Origin of the sequence: Lysinibacillus sp. FSL M8-0216, assembly GCF_038595555.1 — a bacterium.
Lineage (GTDB): Bacteria > Bacillota > Bacilli > Bacillales_A > Planococcaceae > Lysinibacillus > Lysinibacillus fusiformis.
The window spans coordinates 21,734-39,675 of record NZ_CP152007.1 but is presented as its reverse complement, the minus strand read 5'-3'; the positions used below and the strand labels follow the sequence as shown (position 1 = coordinate 39,675).

The following is a 17,942-nucleotide window of genomic DNA, read 5'->3' as shown; positions in this document are numbered from 1 at the left end:
TTAAGCAGGAAATTTCCCTCCGTATAAATAGAAAAAAGACATTGAGAATATGCATCCCAATGCCTTTTCATCTTTACAATTTCACTCGCTGTAAACGTAGAGCATTTAATACAACCGATACAGAACTAAAAGCCATTGCCGCACCTGCCACCCACGGAGCAAGCAGACCAATTGCAGCAATCGGAATACCTAATGTATTGTAAGCAAATGCCCAAAACAGATTTTGTTTAATATTACGCATTGTTTTTCTACTCATAAGAATGGCATCCGCAATACTATTTAAATCACCACGGATTAACGTAATATCTGCCGCTTCCATCGCCACATCTGTCCCTGTACCAATGGCCATACCAATATTGGCCGTTGCCAGCGCAGGTGCATCATTAATACCGTCGCCAACCATTGCTACATTTTTACCCTGAGCTTGAAGTTTTTTCACCTCATCTGCTTTTCCTTCAGGTAAAACTTCCGCAATAACTTGGTTCACGCCTACCTCTGTGCCTATTGCCTGGGCTGTACGTTCATTATCTCCCGTCATCATGATGACTGTAATGCCCATATTCTGTAAACGATGAATGGCCTCCTTAGACGTATCTTTTACAGTATCAGCAACAGCTACTACCCCCGCATATTGGCCATTTATTGCGGCCAACATCGCTGTTTTGCCGTTTCGCTCTAATTGCTCCATTGTTGGTAAAATATCATCTAGCTGAATGCCGTACTGTTGCATTAATTTTCGTGTACCAATGACAACACCTTGACCTGAGACTGTTGCCTGCACACCGTAACCTGGAATAGCCTCAAAAAATTGAACTTCCCCTAAAGCAATCCCACGTTCTTCTATACCATGAACAATCGCCTCAGCAAGTGGATGCTCCGACTGTTTCTCAGCCGCACCAATTAATGATAAAAAGTGTGTTTCCTCTTGGTCTGGCGCTAAAAGAACATCCGTTAGCACTGGCTTACCATGTGTCACTGTCCCTGTTTTATCTACAACGACCGTATCAATACTTTGTGTTTGTTCTAAGTGTTCGCCACCTTTGAATAAAATGCCAAATTCAGCGGCGCGACCAGAACCGGCCATTATAGAGGTCGGTGTGGCTAAACCAAGTGCACATGGACAAGCAATCACCAGTACTGCAATTAAGACCTCTAAAGCAGGCGTAAATTCTCCTGGACGTACCCAAATAATCCACACGATAAATGTCACAATCGCAATGCCCACAACAATTGGTACAAAAACCCCTGAGATCTGATCTGCTAAACGTTGAATCGGTGCTTTTGATCCTTGAGCATCTTCTACCACCTTAATAATTTGTGCTAGTGCCGTATCACGGCCAACCTTTGTCGCTGTCATTTTTATAAAACCATTTTTATTAATAGTCGATCCAAATAATGAATCGCCCTGCTTTTTATCGACTGGTAAACTTTCTCCTGTCAACATGGATTCATCAACAGCCGTTGTTCCCTCTAAAACTTCTCCGTCAACGGGGATCTTTTCACCTGGTTTAACTAGAATGATATCACCAATCATCACTTCTTCTAAAGGCACTTCCATCTCTAGACCGTCACGTACAACAATGGCTGTTTTGGCTTGAAGGCCCATCAGTTTTTTTATCGCCTCAGATGAACGCCCTTTTGCTTTTGCCTCAAATAATTTACCTAACAAAATTAATGTAATTAATACAGCGCTTGTTTCAAAATAGAGATGCGGGCCATGATGTGATCCTATCGTCACGATTGCTTGATAAACACTATAGAAATAAGCCGCTGATGTCCCCATCACAACAAGTACATCCATATTTGCACTGCCATTTCGTAATGCTTTATATGCCCCTACATAAAACTGCTTACCAATCATAAATTGTACAGGTGTAGCCAACACCATTTGAACCCAAGGATTCATAAGGAATTCTGGCACATATAAAAACGATGTAAATGAAAAATGTCCAACCATCGTCCAGAGCAGTGGTAGGGATAAAATAGCTGATAAAATAAATTTTTGTTGTTGCTGCTTAATAGCCTTTTCTCGATGATCCTCTGTTTCCTGCTCATCTGCTTTTTGATGGGCGCCATATCCTAACTTCTCAACCTTAGCAATAATATCTGCAATGTTCACCTCTGATGGGTTAAACTCAATCATTGCTTTTTCAAGAGCTAAGTTGACATTGGCAGATGATACGCCGCTCATTTTATTTAATCCTTTTTCTATTCGAGTAGCACAGGCCGCACATGTCATTCCTGTAATATCAAGTTCAGTTTTTTGTTTAACTATTCCATAGCCAAGCGCTTCTATCTTTTTTTCAAAATCTGCTTCACTTAGCTTTTCTGGATCGTACTTAATAGATGATTTTTCAAGCGCTAAATTAACGGTTGCTTGTTCTACTCCATCCATTTTATTTAACCCTTTTTCTATTCGAGTGGCACAGGCCGCACATGTCATCCCTGTAATTTGCAAATTAGCTTCCTTATGATCAGAACTCATTTACCTTTCACCTCTCCTTATACCGACAGGGGGTATATATTTTCGAAAATAAGAGAGTGCCACAGAAGCACTCTAAAAATTTTATTTTACTTCATAGCCTTGATCATCAATTGTCTCTTTAATTTGATTAAGTGATACTTGTGCATCGTCAAATACAACAACAACTAAACCTTCTGCTAAATTTACTTTTACTTGTTCAACACCAGCTAAAGCACCAACGTTTTTTTCAACCGCGTTTACACAATGACCACATGACATTCCTTGTACATTTAATGTTACATTTTGCATAATAAATCTCTCCTTTTATTTTTTTATAAACATCTATTTTTTCATTAACTTTTGAATCGTTACTACTAATTCATCTAAAACTGCATCATCGCCCTCCGATAGACGATCCACAACACAACCCTTTAAATGACCTTCTAATAAAATTTTCGCTACACTATTCAAAGCTGACTGTGTCGCAGACAGTTGCGTAATAACATCATCACAATAAACGTCTTTTTCGATCATTCCCTTAATGCCTCGGATTTGACCTTCTATACGGTTTAAACGAGTTGTTAAATCCTTTTTTACACGCTCAGGGTGATGGCTTTTTCGACAAGACGTAGCTCCCTCTGTATGACAAGCATCCTCTTTTACTATGTCCTCCATTCACTACACCTCCTATTTCAGTTTTATCATACTATACCCACGAAGGGTATGCAAGTCGTAAAATTTTTTTTATTCATGGTGATGTTCATGAACATTTTTCAATTGACATAAAATCGAGCTTTCATGTGGATGGGAAGCCGTTTCTAATTGAATGGTTACATGTTTAATACCCTTATGCTCAAGATTATGTTCAATTTTTCGTAGAATATGCTCACCATCTGCAATTTTTAAGTGCTCATTTACAACTGCATGACAAGACAAAGCATTGGTTCCACTAGTAATTGTCCAGATGTGTAAATCATGGATGCTTTCTATCCCATCGGTTTGTTCAATTAATCCAATTATCTCCTGAACATCGACATTTGAAGGTGTTCCTTCCATTAAGACATGAATAGCGGATTTTGTAACATAGTAGCCACTTCTTACTACTAATAAGGCAACAATAACACTCGCTAGAGGATCAGCCCATCCCCAACCAAAAAACATAATTAGTAAGGCAGCCACAATAGCCCCTACGGAACCTAGCATATCACTCAGAACATGTAAAAAAGCCCCACGCATATTTAAATTGTCCTTTGTATCACTACCACGCATCATAATCCATGCAACTAAGATGTTAACCAAAAGACCAATTGTACTAATAATAAGCATACCTGTAGTAGCCACTTCAGGAGGATTTGCAAAACGTTCGATCGCTTCATAGAAAATAAATAATGCAATCCCAATTAATGTAACGCCATTTAATACTGCCGCTAATATTTCAAATCGTTTATATCCATATGTTTTACTATAGCTTGCTGCTTTTTCTCCAAAAACAAACGCAAGTAAGGCGATAGCTAATGAGATGGAATCACTTAACATATGACCGGCATCCGATAAAAGAGCCAAACTATTCGTTAAAAAACCACCAATTGCTTCAACAACCATATAACTAGTAATAATAATAAATGATACGATTAACACCTTTTTATTAGCGCCATGTGTATGATCATGGCCATGATCATGATTATGTCCCATCACTAATCCCTCCGTTCTTTAGTTATGTGCAGCATGCTCAATTGCCTGCTTCAATAAATTCATAATGTGATCGTCATCTTTGGAGTAATATAAAGTGGTACCTTCTCGTCTAAATTTTACTAATCGCAAATTTTTTAGAAACCGTAATTGATGAGAAACAGTCGATTGTCCTAAATCTAAAATTTCAGCAATGTCGTTGACGGAATGCTCATCTGCGCATAGTAAATTTAAAATTCGAATTCGTGTCGGGTCACTTAATGCCTTAAAAGTTTGTGACACAACAAATAATGTCTCATCGTCTAAATGCTGACTATTTTCCACAGACGTTATTTTTATTTGTTCATCCATATTAGTTTACCCCCAATAATTTATATTTATATATGAGCATGTGTTCATATATAAATATAAATGGTTATTTTAGGAATGTCAATACATCATACTTTAGAATTCTGCATGAAGTTAAAAGTAGCAATTACCAATTAAGCAGGATAAACTACTTTTAAGGAGAGATATTTAGTGGATATTTTTGAAACAGATCGTCTATTTATGAAACAAGCATTAGAGGAAGCAAAAAAAGCAGCTATACTTGGGGAAGTACCTATAGGGGCTGTCCTTGTTTATGATGGGGAAATTATTGCAAGAGCTCATAACCTACGAGAAACAACACAAAATGCAACAACACATGCTGAATTAATGGTTATTCAAGAGGCTTGTCAAAAAATCGGCAGTTGGCGTCTCGAAAAAACAACACTTTACGTTACGCTTGAGCCTTGCCCCATGTGCGCAGGTGCAATCCTACAATCCCGTGTACCACGTGTCGTTTATGGTGCAAGGGATATGAAAGCAGGCTGTGTAGATTCACTCTATTGTTTATTAAATGATGCTCGCTTTAACCATGAATGCGAAGTATCTGAAGGAATTTTAGCTGCTGAATGTGGACAAATCCTAACCGATTTTTTCCGAGCTTTACGTGAACGAAAGAAGGCAGAGAAAAAGGCAAGACAAGCAGCAATCGCTGAAAAGGAATTGCCGAATGAATAAAAAATGTGATTATAAAAAGTAGGTGTCTTTCATTATGAAGACACCTTTTTTTATATGGCAGCACCAAATTTCTGCACGATAAAACATTGACATACATAAACTCAAAAGGGAGAATATAACTAGTTATAATTTTGATTTATTAGTAAATAAATAGGGGGTTTAATGTTAATGCCTATTTTTGATAGAGTGAAATTTGACGGATTACGCTCACGTGATTGGTTAATTTACAAGCATCCAACTGACAAGCTAGTACTTGGTACCACACTTATCGTCCATGAAGGACAAGTAGCCATTTTTGTAAAAGGTGGTCAAATGTGTGATGTTTTTAATGCAGGAACGCACGTTTTATCTACGAATAACCTACCCATACTTCATAACATTGTAAATTTAGCATATGGAGGGGAAACTCCCTTCTCAGCAGAGATTTACTTTATAAATCTAACTGTGAAAATGGATTTATATTGGGGAACCACTGATCCTATTCAGTTAATTGATCCAAAATACTTTGTAAAATTGCGTATAAGAGCATTTGGGCAATTAGCTCTACGACTTGATGATTACTTAGTATTCTTTTCAGAAGTGATAGGCTCTATGAATAAAGATGATATTGTTAGCTTCGAAAAAGTACAGGATTATTTTAAAGGTTCTCTTATTACATCTGTAAAAACCGAACTTGCAAATAAGATTATTAATGAGAAAATTTCTGCATTGGAGATAACTCCAGAGCTTCAAAACATTTCAAATAGCTTAAAAGAAAAAGTATCAGAAGAATTTATTAAGTATGGCTTTATAACAGCGCATTTCCATATTCAATCTATTAATTTCCCTGAAGAAGATTTTGAAGAAATTAATGAAATTTTACAGGATAAAGCTAAGTTTGAAATTATGGGGGACAATCGTTATGTTACCCAACGTAGCTTTGATGTTTATGAGTCAGCCGCATCAAATGAAAATGGAGTAGCTGGTATATTTGCAACTGGTGGAGTTGGCTTGAGTGTAGGACAAGGCATGGCATCCATGATGAACCAACAAGTACAGCAACCTGGTCATCAGCCTACGCATAAGATTTGTCCTTCTTGTCATGGCAGTATTTCTTCTAGCAGTAAGTTTTGCAATTTATGTGGGGAAAATTTAGTGCGAAAAGTTATTACTTGTCATTCCTGTCACAATGAAAACGAAGAATCTTCAAAATTCTGCAGTACTTGTGGAACTAGTTTACTGAAACCTGTTTGTTCATGTGGACAAGAAATAGATGTTAATTCTAAGTTTTGTAATAACTGTGGTGCTCGGGTTCATCCCGTTTAACAGTTTTAATCACACTAATTTTTCGACTCTGTACTTAGAAAATAATTGGAGGTATTAACATGAGCAATATCGAATGTCCACAATGTGGTGCACCTGCTGATATCACATTATCTCAATGTAAATATTGCGGGGAAAAATTCAGTTTCCAAAACGAACAACCAAGAGTGCAACAACCTGCTTTTCAACAACCAGTACAGCCTGTTTTTCAACAAGCGGTACAGCCTGCCTATCAAGCGCAGCCACAACAAGCTCCTATGTATGATGGTATTGATCCTTCATGGCCTATAAAAAGTAAAGGTTTAGCTGGTTTCCTCGCTATATTTTTTGGCGGTATCGGTATTCATAAATTTTATTTAGGGAAGGTTTTCCAAGGGATTCTTTATTTAGTTTTCTGCTGGACTTATATACCTGTCATTATATCTTTTATTGAAGGTATTATTTACTTACTCTCTAGTGAACATAATTTCTCTGTGAAACATAAAGTTCGCACTCGCTAACATTTTATAACAGTAGTTTCTAACTAAAAGAAAAGAAGGTACCTCCTAGTGAGACACCTTCTTTATTATATTTAAGGGAATGGCGATATATATAAAATGTGTCATAGCAGCGACAGCATCTATATAGATACTTAATGTTTAGCTTGAATCGTTGATTGTCCAAAAACGCATTCGCCCTCGATATATGTAGCGAATGGCTTTACATGCGGCGTGCCTTATCGAGCTGCTCCTTCATGTCCGCGTTTGTCGTAATAAAATCCTCTAGGCGATACGCCGTGTAATTATCTCGATATAGTTTATGTCCCAGGAAATTATCTAAGTATTTTATTTGCTTACTTTCATAAAAATGCTTTAAAAATTCAATCGCACCAACGGATTTGCCCTGTTCCATTATTGGATAGGTTGAACTTAATGATAAGTAACTAAAACCATTCAAGGTTGTTAATTGTTGTTCGTAATATAAAATTGGTTGTCCCGTTTGCAATACTTTAAAAACGGAGCTTGTTTCAGGTGATAAATTTTGATAATTATCAGTTACAGTACTGTGAAAAAATTCATCTGGTGTTAAGCCGATTTCCATTAATATATTTAAATCTGGTAAATCATAAAATATTGCACAGCCTTTATCGTCAGTAATTAAGACATTGTCAAATTCATTTAAAGCCTGAGCAAATTGCTGTAAATCCATGAATTTCTCCCCCTTGTCCCCATGAATATTACCCATTATAACGAATCTTCAAAAATTATGAGAGCTATCAATTTTGGAATTGAAAAAAGGCTATTTTAGATTCCCGTGTAAAGGTTCGTCTAAAATAGCCTGGATCAGTTGTTTATTTTGGAGCAATTACTTCTTTGCCACCCATATATGGTCTTAAAACCTCAGGAATTACTACGCTTCCATCAGCTTGTTGATAGTTTTCTAATAGAGCGGCAACTGTACGACCAATCGCAAGTCCTGAACCGTTTAATGTGTGGACATATTCTGGTTTTGCATTTGGGTCACGACGGAAGCGAATGTTTGCGCGTCGTGCTTGGAAGTCCTCAAAGTTCGAACAAGAAGAAATTTCACGGTACATATTTTGTGCTGGAATCCAAACTTCTAAATCATATTTTTTCGCAGCAGTAAAGCCTAAATCGGCTGTACACATTTTTAATTTACGATATGGTAAGCCTAGTAATTGTAGTACCTTTTCAGCATGACCCGTTAATAGCTCTAACTGCTCATATGACTCCTCAGGTTTTACAAAACGAACTAATTCCACTTTGTTAAATTGGTGCTGACGGATTAAACCACGTGTATCACGACCTGCAGAGCCCGCTTCTGAACGGAAACATGCACTGTATGCAGCAAAACCTTGTGGTAAAGCTTCAGCAGTTAAAATTTCATCACGGTAGAAGTTTGTTACTGGTACTTCCGCTGTTGGAATCATGAAATAATCTGTTTCCTCTAATTTAAATACATCTTCCTCAAACTTAGGTAACTGTCCAGTACCTGTTAAGCTATCGCGATTTACAATCACAGGTGGCAGCATTTCCTCATAGCCATGCTCTTCTGCATGTAAATCCATCATAAATGTCATCAACGCACGTTCTAAGCGGGCCCCAAGACCACGGTAGAATAAGAATCGGCTACCAGTTACTTTGGCACCACGTTCGAAGTCCACAATTTTTAGATCTGTAGCTAAATCCCAGTGTGCTTTAATATCAAAATCAAATGCCGGAATGTCACCCCATGTATATTCCTCAACATTGTCATCTTCTGTCGTACCCACTGGTACAGATTCATGAGGAACGTTCGGCAGGCGCATCATCATATCTTTAAAGCGATCTTCCACATCATTTAATTGAATATCAAGTTCTTTAATTTCATCGCCCACTTGACGCATACGAGCAATCACTTCATCTGCGTTTTCTTTGTTGCGCTTCATAACAGAAATTTGCTCAGATACTTTATTTCGTTCTGCCTTCAGTTCTTCCGTTTTAGCAATTAGCTCACGACGCTTTGCATCTAAATTTTCAAAGTCATCTAAATTCCCTAAATCTTCATTACGTGTTAATAGCATCTCTTTAATTTCGGCGAAATTATCGCGCACGCGTTTAATATCTAACATCGATCATACCTCCAGTAGTTTCTTAATGATGGGGAATTGTTGCATCTTGTTTCTTTAGCTTGATTCAGTGGTCAATTGAACATCAAAATAGATAGCCCTGTAGAGGGGCTGCATTTGGCTGAATCAAGATAAACACAAAAAAGCCCCCATCCCATAAAGGGACGAGAGCTACCCGCGTTGCCACCCTAATTGACTAGACACAATGTCTAATCCACTTATTTTATAACGGCATTCCAGCCGGCAGCAGCCTACTTCATTGACTTCGACTGTGCAACTCCAGGACGGATTCACAAGTGCCTTTATCAGCTTCCACCAACCGCTGACTCTCTAAAAAAAACGTGCTTGCTACTACTTCCCATCATCGTGTTCAGTTAATTAAATTTTAACCATACTGTACTATATGAAAACAAATTTTGCAAGTCATACCATAGATGCTACAAAATATTCAAGAATACGTGTGTCTGATGTTAATTCGGGATGAAATGAACAACCTAGTAAATGTCCATCCCGTGCTAAAATAATTTTACCTTCATGCTCTGCGAGAACTTCAACATCTTTTCCGACTGTCTCCATATGAGGTGCCCGAATAAAAACTGCTGGAATTGCCTTACCTATTTTAGGGATATCGAGCTTTACTTCAAAGCTGTCAACCTGGCGTCCATATGAATTTCTCGCAACTGTCACATCCATAACTGCTAAATGCGGTTCATCATTAACTAAAGTATTGGCCATTAATATTAATCCTGCACATGTCCCAAACATGGGCAAGCCTCGTTGCGCTAGTTCTCGTATAGGCTCTAGTAGTTCAAAACGATCCAACAGCTTTCTCATAGTCGTGCTTTCACCACCAGGTAATACAAGCCCATCTAGTTTTATTAAGTCCGGCTTCTGTTTTACTTCAACAGCTTCACAGCCAAGGTTTTCTAGCATGTGAATATGCTCTCGTACCGCCCCTTGTAAGGCTAAAACGCCAATTCGTTTCATCCTACCAGCCTCGCTCTTGCATGCGCTCATGTTGCCCAAGCTGTGCAATATCAATACCCTTCATCGGTACGCCTAGTTCCTTTGATATTTCAGCAATAAGCTTATAATCCTTGTAATGCGTCGTTGCTTCCACAATCGCATGTGCAAATTTTTCAGGATTATCAGATTTGAAGATACCTGAACCGACAAAAACACCATCAGCCCCAAGTTCCATCATTAATGCCGCATCAGCGGGTGTAGCTACACCACCTGCAGCAAAGTTAACAACTGGTAAACGACCAAGACGTTTGATCTCTCTTAATAATTCAAAAGGTGCTCCTAGTAATTTTGCCTCTGTCATTAATTCATCTTCTGTCATGCCTACTACTTTACGAACTTGGGCATTTACTTTACGAATATGTCGAACTGCCTCCACAATATTCCCTGTTCCTGGTTCACCTTTTGTTCGTAGCATTGCTGCTCCTTCACCAATACGACGGGCTGCTTCACCTAGATCACGACAGCCACACACAAATGGTACGGTATAATCACTTTTTAATAAGTGATACTCTTCATCTGCTGGTGTGAGCACTTCACTTTCATCAATATAATCAACGCCCATTGCTTCTAAAACACGAGCTTCTACAATATGACCAATACGAGCTTTTGCCATCACAGGGATGGAAACTGCTCCCAGTACTTCCTCTACAATACGAGGATCTGCCATACGAGCAACACCTCCTGCTTTGCGGATATCTGAAGGTACTCTTTCTAATGCCATTACTGCTACTGCTCCTGCCGCCTCTGCAATTTTTGCTTGCTCAGCATTAATCACGTCCATAATGACGCCGCCCTTTTGCATCTCAGCCATACCGCGCTTCACCAAATCTGTACCTGTCTGTTTCATTGTCTAACCTCCACCTTTATGATGAAATTTAGTATAATAGAAATTGACCATATAAAAATATCCAGTTTTCAAAAAAATCATAGGGTCAGGGGGTTTTTAGCATATGGATATGCTTTTATTTCAGCTTGAACGGAATGGCGATAAACCGCTATATGATCAGCTTTACAACGGCATTAAAGAAGCTATCATTTCCAAAAAAATTGCAGTAGGCGAAAAATTACCATCAAAAAGAAAATTAGCCGATTTTTTGAATATTTCTCAAACAACGATTGAAATTGCCTATGCACAGCTTCTTGCAGAAGGCTATATTATGTCCAAATCTCGTGTAGGTTATTTTGTAGAAGAAATAGATGAACTACCCTATATCCAGCAGGACACGGTCATCCCATTCAATGAACAGCCTAAAAAAAAATCATACAAAATAGATTTTAATCCTGGTTCTATTGATATCGATGCTTTCCCATTTCAGATCTGGAGAAAATATGCCAAGGAGCTGTTTGATGAAGGCTCAAAGAAATTATTATTAACAGGTGAGCCTCAGGGGGAGCTTTCTTTGCGAACTGAAATTGCAAATTATTTATATCAATCACGTGGAGTTGTCTGTAACCCCGAGCAAATTGTCGTTGGCTCTGGTACGGAACAGCTTCTGCCTATGATTTTACGTCTTTTTAGTGATGATACATGCTTTGCATTGGAAAACCCAGGGTATCCGGCTGTGCATCGTATGTTCTCTCAGCATAAACGAAAAGTTTATCCTATTGCCGTCGACGAGGAAGGAATCATCATTCAACAGCTAGAGCAAACACAAGCTAATGTTGTTTATATTACACCATCACATCAATTTCCTACTGGTGCAGTATTATCCGCTACTAGACGTGCACAGGCTTTAAATTGGGCGACACAAAGCTCATCTCGTTATATCATTGAAGATGATTATGATTCGGAATTTCGTTATACTGGAAAACCAATTCCTGCTCTACATGCTCTCGATAGAAACGATAAGGTCATTTATATGAGCACTTTTACAAAATCGTTAATGCCTTCTTTGCGCGTAGCCTATTTTGTACTTCCACCTCAATTACTTGCTACATATAAAGATGTCTTTAATTACTATTCATCAACCGTTCCTCGGTTTGATCAACATATTGTTGCAAATTTTATGCATGATGGTCATTTTGCAAAACATCTTAATCGGATGCGTAAAGTTTATCGTAAAAAACATGAACAGCTTACTTCTATTTTAGAAAAATATTCATCATCCATTAAAATTACAGGTGAGCAAGCAGGAATGCATATATTATTAGACGTTAAGCACAAGTTGCCAGAAAAACAATTACAACAACTTGCCTTCCAAGCAGGGATAGGTATTTATCCGTTATCTGATTATCGACTAGATTACGTTGAATCCTCGCAAGCACAATTTTTACTTGGCTTTGGGGGTATACCTGTTCAAGTAATTGAACAATCGATCGAACAATTAATGGATTGTTGGGGAATACAAAAAAATCACCCATCTACTACAACCAAATAGTAGATGGGTGACCCCATTAGGATTCAATGAGTTGAATATGATAATGCTCAAACCAAGTATGAATTTGCCCTAGATATGCTAAAAGTTGAGGTCCCGCCATTAATTGTCCATACCATGGAATTTTAAAAGAGCTGCCTCCAGATTCTATTAGTTCCATAATTTTTTTGTGCTCAAATAATTCATGTAAGATAGAGTTCTTATCTTTAAGAATTTCTCTTAACCATGTTTGCACACCTGCTGTATAAACTGGATGATATGTTTTAGGATATGGATTTTTTTTACGATACAATACTTCATCAGGCAATAAATGTGCCATGGACTTTCGAAGTAACCCTTTTTCTATGCCTTCTAAATCCTTCATTTCCCAAGGAATATTCCATGCATATTCTACAAGGCGATGATCCGCAAAAGGTACCCGTACCTCTAAGCTAGCTCCCATACTCATACGATCTTTCCGCTCTAGCAACGTCTGCATAAACCATTGCATATTTAAATAAAACATTTCACGATGTTTTACTTCTGCCGGGCTTTCGCCATCTAGCAACGGGACTTCTGCAATCGTTTGTGTATATAGTTGCTGTGCGTAGGATTCAATTTTTAATTTTTTATCCCACTTCTCTTGGAGTAATGCATTTCTTTCAGCCAATGATCGAATCCAAGGAAAACCAGTAGTTTTTTCTTTAAACCATGGGTATCCACCAAAAATTTCATCTGCACATTCGCCAGATAGTGCTACAGTAAAGTCTCTTTTAATTTCTCGACAAAACCATAGTAACGAAGAATCTACATCTGCCATACCTGGTGAATCTCTAACTATAACCGATTCTACTAGTAAATCAATCAGCTGTTGCTGGGTTATTTCCTCTGCGTGATGTGTCGTCTTAAAAGTATCGGTCATTTTTTGAATCCAATACGTATCTGTTGAAGTTTGAAATGCATGAGGATTGAAAAAACGTTCATTATCCTCATAATCGATTGAATACGTATGCAATTTATTGTTTTGTTGTTGGAATCTATCTGCAGCAATACCTGTAATAATACTAGAATCAAGACCTCCTGATAGAAATGTACAAATCGGTACATCCGAAACAAGCTGTCGTTCAATAGCATCCGTTAACAGCAAACGAACATGCTCAATCGTCTCTTGCAATGATTCTTCATGCTTGCGGCTTTGTAGCTGCCAATATTGCCACTTTCTTAAACCTTCTCTAGAGAAGCGCATTGCATATCCTGGTCGTAACTCCTCAATGTTTTGAAAAAGAGTCTTACCTGGAGCTCTAGAGGGGCCAACAGCCATCATACTTGCTAATCCCTCCGTATTAATAGTAGCTTCAACCATTGGATGTGCCAGTAAAGCCTTTACTTCCGATGCAAAAAGAATTCCCCCCTGTTGCTCTGTAAAATAAAGGGGCTTCACACCTAATCGATCCCTGCATAAAAAAAGAGATTGCACCTGTTCATCCCAGATACCAAAGGCAAAAATACCATTTAGAAAGTCTACACATTGCTCTTTCCATTCAATATAAGCAGTCAATAGCACTTCGGTATCTGAATGTGTTGTGAAAGTATGGCCTCTTTTCTGCAGCTCTTTACGTAGCTCTTCCGTATTATAAAGTTCGCCATTATATGTAATGACATAGTTTACCCCATCTTGTATTTTTTTCATCGGCTGCTTGCCACCTATTAAATCGATAACCGCTAACCGTCGATGGCCAAATGCAATATGCTCACTACACCAAATATTTTCATCATCTGGCCCTCTCTTGTTTAATGTTCGTGTCATTGCTTGCAAAACTTTTTCACTTGCCTTTAAATCCTGTTGAAAGCTAGCCCATCCAGTAATGCCACACATTTAGCCACATCCTTTCGCCTATTAGCCTATGCTATTCGGGTCAAAAATGTGAAAAAGCACATGAATGTTTGTTATCATTCATGTGCTTTTTAATTAATGATTAGAATAGACCTCCAACGAAGTCAGAAATCCCACTCCATAAATTGCCGAAGAAGTTCCCAACACCTTGGAAGAACAATGAGATACCACTAGCACGCTCTACAGCCCCTGTAGTAACAATATCGGATGAAATATCCTTACCATCGATAAAGCCGTAATCTGTGCCCTCTGTGCGCTCAATAACGACCTTCCCTACAACAGTATCTTTCTTAACTCCTGCTTCAAGACTCTTTTTATCTAAAACCAATTTAGGTTTATAGAGATCTTTATCAGAAGACTTGATCATAAATGAAATAGGTTCTTTTACAGCAATCTCTACTTTGTCTTCTTTACCTTTTGTCACTTTTACTGTTTTTTGATCTTTAAACGTATAGTTTGCTGGTAAAATTTCTTGTTTTGAGAATTGTGAAAAACCATAGTTAAATAATTTTGCTGTTGCATCAAAACGAGCTTTATATGACCCTTGTCCACTTGCATCAACAGCCTTCATGACCACTGCAATTAATCGAGTACCATTGCGTTCTGCAGTACCAGTGAAGCAATGGCCTGCAAAGTTTGTAGTACCTGTTTTTAATCCATCTACACCTTGATATTCAAAAACTAACCCTGGTAACATAAAGTTCCAGTTAGACATTTCAATGGCATCCTCTGTACCTTCACGGAATGTCTTTTTAGTAATTTGAGAAGTTTCTAATACCTTTGGGTGATCCTTTAATAGATGGTAGGCTAGTTTTGCCACATATTTTGCAGGCATCACGTTCTCATCTTCTGGTCCTGTCCCAGCTGGTTGCATCCCAAAAAGATCAGCGTTATTTAGACCTGTGGAATTGACAAACTTATAACCCTCAAGGCCAAGTTCTTCTGCTTTTTTGTTCATTAATTTCAAAAATTCAGTCTCTGTTCCAGCAATTGTTTCAGCTATAGCAACAGTTGCAGCATTCGCTGAATAAATAGCCATTGCCTCGTACAATTCTCGAATCGTGTAAGAACCATCACGACGTAAAGGTACATTACTTAATGCACGATTTTGAGACATACGATACGTATAATCGGTTACGTGGTATTCTTGATCCCATTTAACTGTCCCTGCATCAATAGCGTCCAATAACAGGTATTCAGTCATCATTTTTGTCATACTTGCAATACCTAGTGAAGTATCTGCATTTTGTTCATATAAAATTTTTCCTGAATCTGCGTCAATTAAAATTGCAGCATCCACTGTTAGTCCTAAATCCGTCTCTGCATTTGCCTTTGCAGGAATACCTGCAAAAATACCAATTAATAAAACGGGAATTAGGAGTAAGCGTAATACGGTGTTCATTTTCTTTTTCACCTTGAAAGCCCTCCAAAAAATAATCTTGTCCTCGACATTTTATCATAGATATCAACATACGTGTTGACTCTCTGCCATAAAAAAATGCTCTCGCGCCATCTTTGTAGACGATGCGAAAGCATAAAAGTTGCAAGTAATATATTACATGGAATAGTTTGGTGACTCTTTTGTAATCTGCACATCATGTGGATGTGATTCACGAAGACCTGCACCAGTCATTTTAACAAATTGTGCATTTTCTCGTAAATACTCAAGATGTGGTGCTCCACAATAACCCATACCAGCTCGGATACCACCAATCAGTTGATAGATTGTATCAGCTAATGGTCCTTTATAAGGAAGGCGACCTTCAATACCCTCAGGCACTAACTTTTTCGCATCCTCTTGGAAGTAACGATCTTTTGAGCCTTTTTCCATTGCTCCGATAGATCCCATACCACGGTATACTTTAAAGCGACGACCTTGGAAGATTTCTGTCTCTCCTGGAGATTCAGAAGTACCTGCAAGAAGTGAACCTAGCATTACAACATTTCCACCAGCTGCTAAAGCTTTCACAATATCGCCAGAGTATTTAATACCACCATCAGCAATAATTGTTTTACCAAGTTCACGAGCTACTGTAGCACAATCATATACTGCTGTAATTTGCGGTACACCTACACCAGCCACAACACGTGTAGTACAAATTGAACCTGGGCCAATTCCTACTTTAACAACATCTGCTCCAGCCTCGAATAATGCACGTGAACCTTCTGCAGTAGCTACGTTACCAGCAATGATTTCTAGTTCTGGGTAAGTTTCACGGATTGAACGTATTGTCTGTAATACACCTTCTGAATGTCCGTGTGCTGTATCGATTACTACAATATCAACTTGTGCTTCTACAAGCTTCTCGATACGTACCATTGTATCCTTGGATACACCTACTGCTGCACCTACAAGTAAGCGACCATGTGTATCTTTAGCAGCATTAGGGAATTCAATAACTTTCTCGATATCTTTGATTGTGATAAGACCAGTTAAACGACCTTCTTCATCAACAATCGGAAGTTTTTCGATTTTATATTGTTGAAGAATTTTTTCTGCATCCTCTAGAGTCGTTCCAACAGGAGCTGTAATTAAATCTTCTTTCGTCATAACATCTTCAATTTTTAAAGAGTAATCTGAGATAAAACGTAAATCACGGTTTGTAATGATTCCTACTAGTTTTTGGTTTTCCATACTGTCAACAATAGGTACACCAGAGATTCGGTATTTACCCATTAAATGCTCAGCATCGAAAACTTGATGAGTTGGAGTTAAGAAGAATGGGTTTGTAATAACACCATTTTCAGAACGTTTTACTTTTTCTACTTGTTCAGCCTGTTCGTCGATACCCATGTTTTTATGGATAATACCGATTCCGCCTTGTCGTGCCATAGCAATAGCCATTTTAGACTCTGTAACTGTATCCATACCTGCGCTGATCATTGGAATGTTTAATTTAATCTTTGGTGTTAATTGAACAGATAAATCAACATCTTTCGGTAATACTTCGGAATGAGCTGGTACTAATAATACATCATCAAAAGTTAAACCTTCTTTGGCAAATTTAGTCTCCCACATTTTCGTAACGTCCTCCTATAGTTAAAAGAATATTAATTGTAAGATTAACAACGTGGACTGCTACTGTCAAGAAACTTATAAAAGAAAGACAATTCAGACTTTTAATCATAGCAAATTTTAATTGAAAATCCAAATAAATAGCTATATAAAAAACTACTAGCGACCATCATATAGTTATATAAGATCTTACAATTAAATCTTTTGATAATGATTGATTTTTGTATAAAATCCTGTAATTTATGAAGAATTTCCTTAAAATAATAAAATAAAAAAAACAGCCAGCACACAGCTGACTGCCTTTATTGCCTAGCGACGTCCTACTCTCACAGGGGGAAGCCCCCAACTACCATCGGCGCTAAAGAGCTTAACTTCCGTGTTCGGTATGGGAACGGGTGTGACCTCTTTGCCATCATCACTAGACTATTTTCGGCTTTCAATATACATCGCATTTCTTCGTCAGCTTCTGTCGTTCAGTCAGTCACGTACTTGAGTACGCTCCTTCCCTCTCTCCATTGCTTCCTCGAACTACTCGTATCTTGAAA

16 protein-coding genes, 1 rRNA gene and 1 other annotated feature are annotated in these 17,942 nt (G+C 38.1%); of the genes, 4 read left to right on the top strand and 13 right to left on the bottom strand.

Features of this window, described 5'->3' with window-relative positions:
• Positions 1-73: 73 nt before the first annotated feature.
• The 5 genes from MKX57_RS00160 to MKX57_RS00140 form a co-directional block, all read right to left on the bottom strand.
• The gene (locus MKX57_RS00160; protein WP_089987396.1) at positions 74-2,485 is read right to left on the bottom strand and encodes a heavy metal translocating P-type ATPase; all 2,412 of its coding nucleotides are present in this window, start codon (positions 2,483-2,485) and stop codon (positions 74-76) included.
• 81 nt (positions 2,486-2,566) lie between these two features.
• Complete coding sequence (gene copZ / locus MKX57_RS00155; RefSeq protein ID WP_342550670.1) at positions 2,567-2,773, bottom strand: copper chaperone CopZ; 207 nt, start codon at positions 2,771-2,773, stop codon at positions 2,567-2,569.
• 33 nt (positions 2,774-2,806) lie between these two features.
• Positions 2,807-3,139, bottom strand: coding sequence for a metal-sensitive transcriptional regulator (locus MKX57_RS00150; protein WP_008179668.1), 333 nt, complete (start codon positions 3,137-3,139; stop codon positions 2,807-2,809).
• Between the two features lie 69 nt (positions 3,140-3,208).
• Entirely contained in the window at positions 3,209-4,156 is a 948-nt protein-coding gene (locus tag MKX57_RS00145; RefSeq protein WP_239355485.1) for a cation diffusion facilitator family transporter, read from the bottom strand.
• Between the two features lie 18 nt (positions 4,157-4,174).
• Entirely contained in the window at positions 4,175-4,504 is a 330-nt protein-coding gene (locus MKX57_RS00140; protein ID WP_008179665.1) for a metalloregulator ArsR/SmtB family transcription factor, read from the bottom strand.
• Between the two features lie 168 nt (positions 4,505-4,672).
• Between MKX57_RS00140 and tadA the strand changes: the two genes are divergently transcribed.
• The 3 genes from tadA (at position 4,673) to MKX57_RS00125 (ending at position 6,999) form a co-directional block, all read left to right on the top strand.
• Positions 4,673-5,197 carry a tRNA adenosine(34) deaminase TadA gene (tadA, locus tag MKX57_RS00135; protein ID WP_171366143.1) on the top strand — a complete coding sequence of 175 codons (525 nt, stop codon included), beginning with the start codon at positions 4,673-4,675 and terminating at the stop codon, positions 5,195-5,197.
• Positions 5,198-5,365: 168 nt separating this feature from the next.
• Positions 5,366-6,502: an SPFH domain-containing protein gene (locus tag MKX57_RS00130; RefSeq protein ID WP_342550669.1), complete on the top strand. Its 1,137-nt coding sequence runs from the start codon at positions 5,366-5,368 to the stop codon at positions 6,500-6,502.
• A gap of 254 nt (positions 6,503-6,756) precedes the next feature.
• Entirely contained in the window at positions 6,757-6,999 is a 243-nt protein-coding gene (locus MKX57_RS00125) for a TM2 domain-containing protein (RefSeq protein WP_201798435.1), read from the top strand.
• 199 nt (positions 7,000-7,198) lie between these two features.
• On the opposite strand, the gene MKX57_RS00120 is transcribed toward MKX57_RS00125, so the two are convergent.
• The 4 genes from MKX57_RS00120 to pdxS form a co-directional block, all read right to left on the bottom strand.
• Positions 7,199-7,687: a hypothetical protein gene (locus MKX57_RS00120; protein ID WP_239355486.1), complete on the bottom strand. Its 489-nt coding sequence runs from the start codon at positions 7,685-7,687 to the stop codon at positions 7,199-7,201.
• A 142-nt stretch (positions 7,688-7,829) separates the two neighbouring features.
• Positions 7,830-9,110 carry a serine--tRNA ligase gene (serS, locus tag MKX57_RS00115; protein WP_089987420.1) on the bottom strand — a complete coding sequence of 427 codons (1,281 nt, stop codon included), beginning with the start codon at positions 9,108-9,110 and terminating at the stop codon, positions 7,830-7,832.
• Positions 9,111-9,264: 154 nt separating this feature from the next.
• Positions 9,265-9,481, bottom strand: a binding site (T-box leader).
• Between the two features lie 49 nt (positions 9,482-9,530).
• A complete protein-coding gene (gene pdxT / locus MKX57_RS00110; protein WP_090003334.1) occupies positions 9,531-10,094 on the bottom strand; it encodes a pyridoxal 5'-phosphate synthase glutaminase subunit PdxT in 564 nt (187 codons plus the stop codon).
• A gap of 1 nt (position 10,095) precedes the next feature.
• Entirely contained in the window at positions 10,096-10,980 is an 885-nt protein-coding gene (gene pdxS / locus MKX57_RS00105) for a pyridoxal 5'-phosphate synthase lyase subunit PdxS (protein WP_089987418.1), read from the bottom strand.
• Between the two features lie 103 nt (positions 10,981-11,083).
• Here pdxS and MKX57_RS00100 point away from each other — a divergent pair, with 103 nt between their 5' ends.
• On the top strand, positions 11,084-12,511 hold the full coding sequence (locus MKX57_RS00100; RefSeq protein WP_107922878.1) for a PLP-dependent aminotransferase family protein: 1,428 nt from the start codon (positions 11,084-11,086) through the stop codon (positions 12,509-12,511).
• A gap of 16 nt (positions 12,512-12,527) precedes the next feature.
• On the opposite strand, the gene asnB is transcribed toward MKX57_RS00100, so the two are convergent.
• The 4 genes from asnB to rrf all read right to left on the bottom strand — a co-directional run bounded on the left by asnB (position 12,528) and on the right by rrf (position 17,820).
• A complete protein-coding gene (asnB, locus tag MKX57_RS00095; RefSeq protein WP_008179653.1) occupies positions 12,528-14,363 on the bottom strand; it encodes an asparagine synthase (glutamine-hydrolyzing) in 1,836 nt (611 codons plus the stop codon).
• Positions 14,364-14,463: 100 nt separating this feature from the next.
• A complete protein-coding gene (locus tag MKX57_RS00090) occupies positions 14,464-15,795 on the bottom strand; it encodes a D-alanyl-D-alanine carboxypeptidase family protein (protein WP_083244759.1) in 1,332 nt (443 codons plus the stop codon).
• A gap of 141 nt (positions 15,796-15,936) precedes the next feature.
• The gene (guaB, locus tag MKX57_RS00085; protein ID WP_008179648.1) at positions 15,937-17,400 is read right to left on the bottom strand and encodes an IMP dehydrogenase; all 1,464 of its coding nucleotides are present in this window, start codon (positions 17,398-17,400) and stop codon (positions 15,937-15,939) included.
• Positions 17,401-17,704: 304 nt separating this feature from the next.
• Positions 17,705-17,820, bottom strand: a 5S ribosomal RNA gene (gene rrf, locus MKX57_RS00080).
• Positions 17,821-17,942: the final 122 nt, after the last annotated feature.

Bases quoted from the DNA above. Each gene is read 5' to 3' on its own strand.
- MKX57_RS00160 (WP_089987396.1), bottom strand. From the start codon at position 2,485: ATGAGTTCTGATCATAAGGAAGCTAATTTGCAAATTACAGGGATGACA.
- copZ (WP_342550670.1), bottom strand. From the start codon at position 2,773: ATGCAAAATGTAACATTAAATGTACAAGGAATGTCATGTGGTCATTGT.
- MKX57_RS00150 (WP_008179668.1), bottom strand. From the start codon at position 3,139: ATGGAGGACATAGTAAAAGAGGATGCTTGTCATACAGAGGGAGCTACG.
- MKX57_RS00145 (WP_239355485.1), bottom strand. From the start codon at position 4,156: ATGGGACATAATCATGATCATGGCCATGATCATACACATGGCGCTAAT.
- MKX57_RS00140 (WP_008179665.1), bottom strand. From the start codon at position 4,504: ATGGATGAACAAATAAAAATAACGTCTGTGGAAAATAGTCAGCATTTA.
- MKX57_RS00130 (WP_342550669.1), top strand. From the start codon at position 5,366: ATGCCTATTTTTGATAGAGTGAAATTTGACGGATTACGCTCACGTGAT.
- MKX57_RS00125 (WP_201798435.1), top strand. From the start codon at position 6,757: ATGTATGATGGTATTGATCCTTCATGGCCTATAAAAAGTAAAGGTTTA.
- MKX57_RS00120 (WP_239355486.1), bottom strand. From the start codon at position 7,687: ATGGATTTACAGCAATTTGCTCAGGCTTTAAATGAATTTGACAATGTC.
- serS (WP_089987420.1), bottom strand. From the start codon at position 9,110: ATGTTAGATATTAAACGCGTGCGCGATAATTTCGCCGAAATTAAAGAG.
- pdxT (WP_090003334.1), bottom strand. From the start codon at position 10,094: ATGAAACGAATTGGCGTTTTAGCCTTACAAGGGGCGGTACGAGAGCAT.
- pdxS (WP_089987418.1), bottom strand. From the start codon at position 10,980: ATGAAACAGACAGGTACAGATTTGGTGAAGCGCGGTATGGCTGAGATG.
- MKX57_RS00100 (WP_107922878.1), top strand. From the start codon at position 11,084: ATGGATATGCTTTTATTTCAGCTTGAACGGAATGGCGATAAACCGCTA.
- asnB (WP_008179653.1), bottom strand. From the start codon at position 14,363: ATGTGTGGCATTACTGGATGGGCTAGCTTTCAACAGGATTTAAAGGCA.
- guaB (WP_008179648.1), bottom strand. From the start codon at position 17,400: ATGTGGGAGACTAAATTTGCCAAAGAAGGTTTAACTTTTGATGATGTA.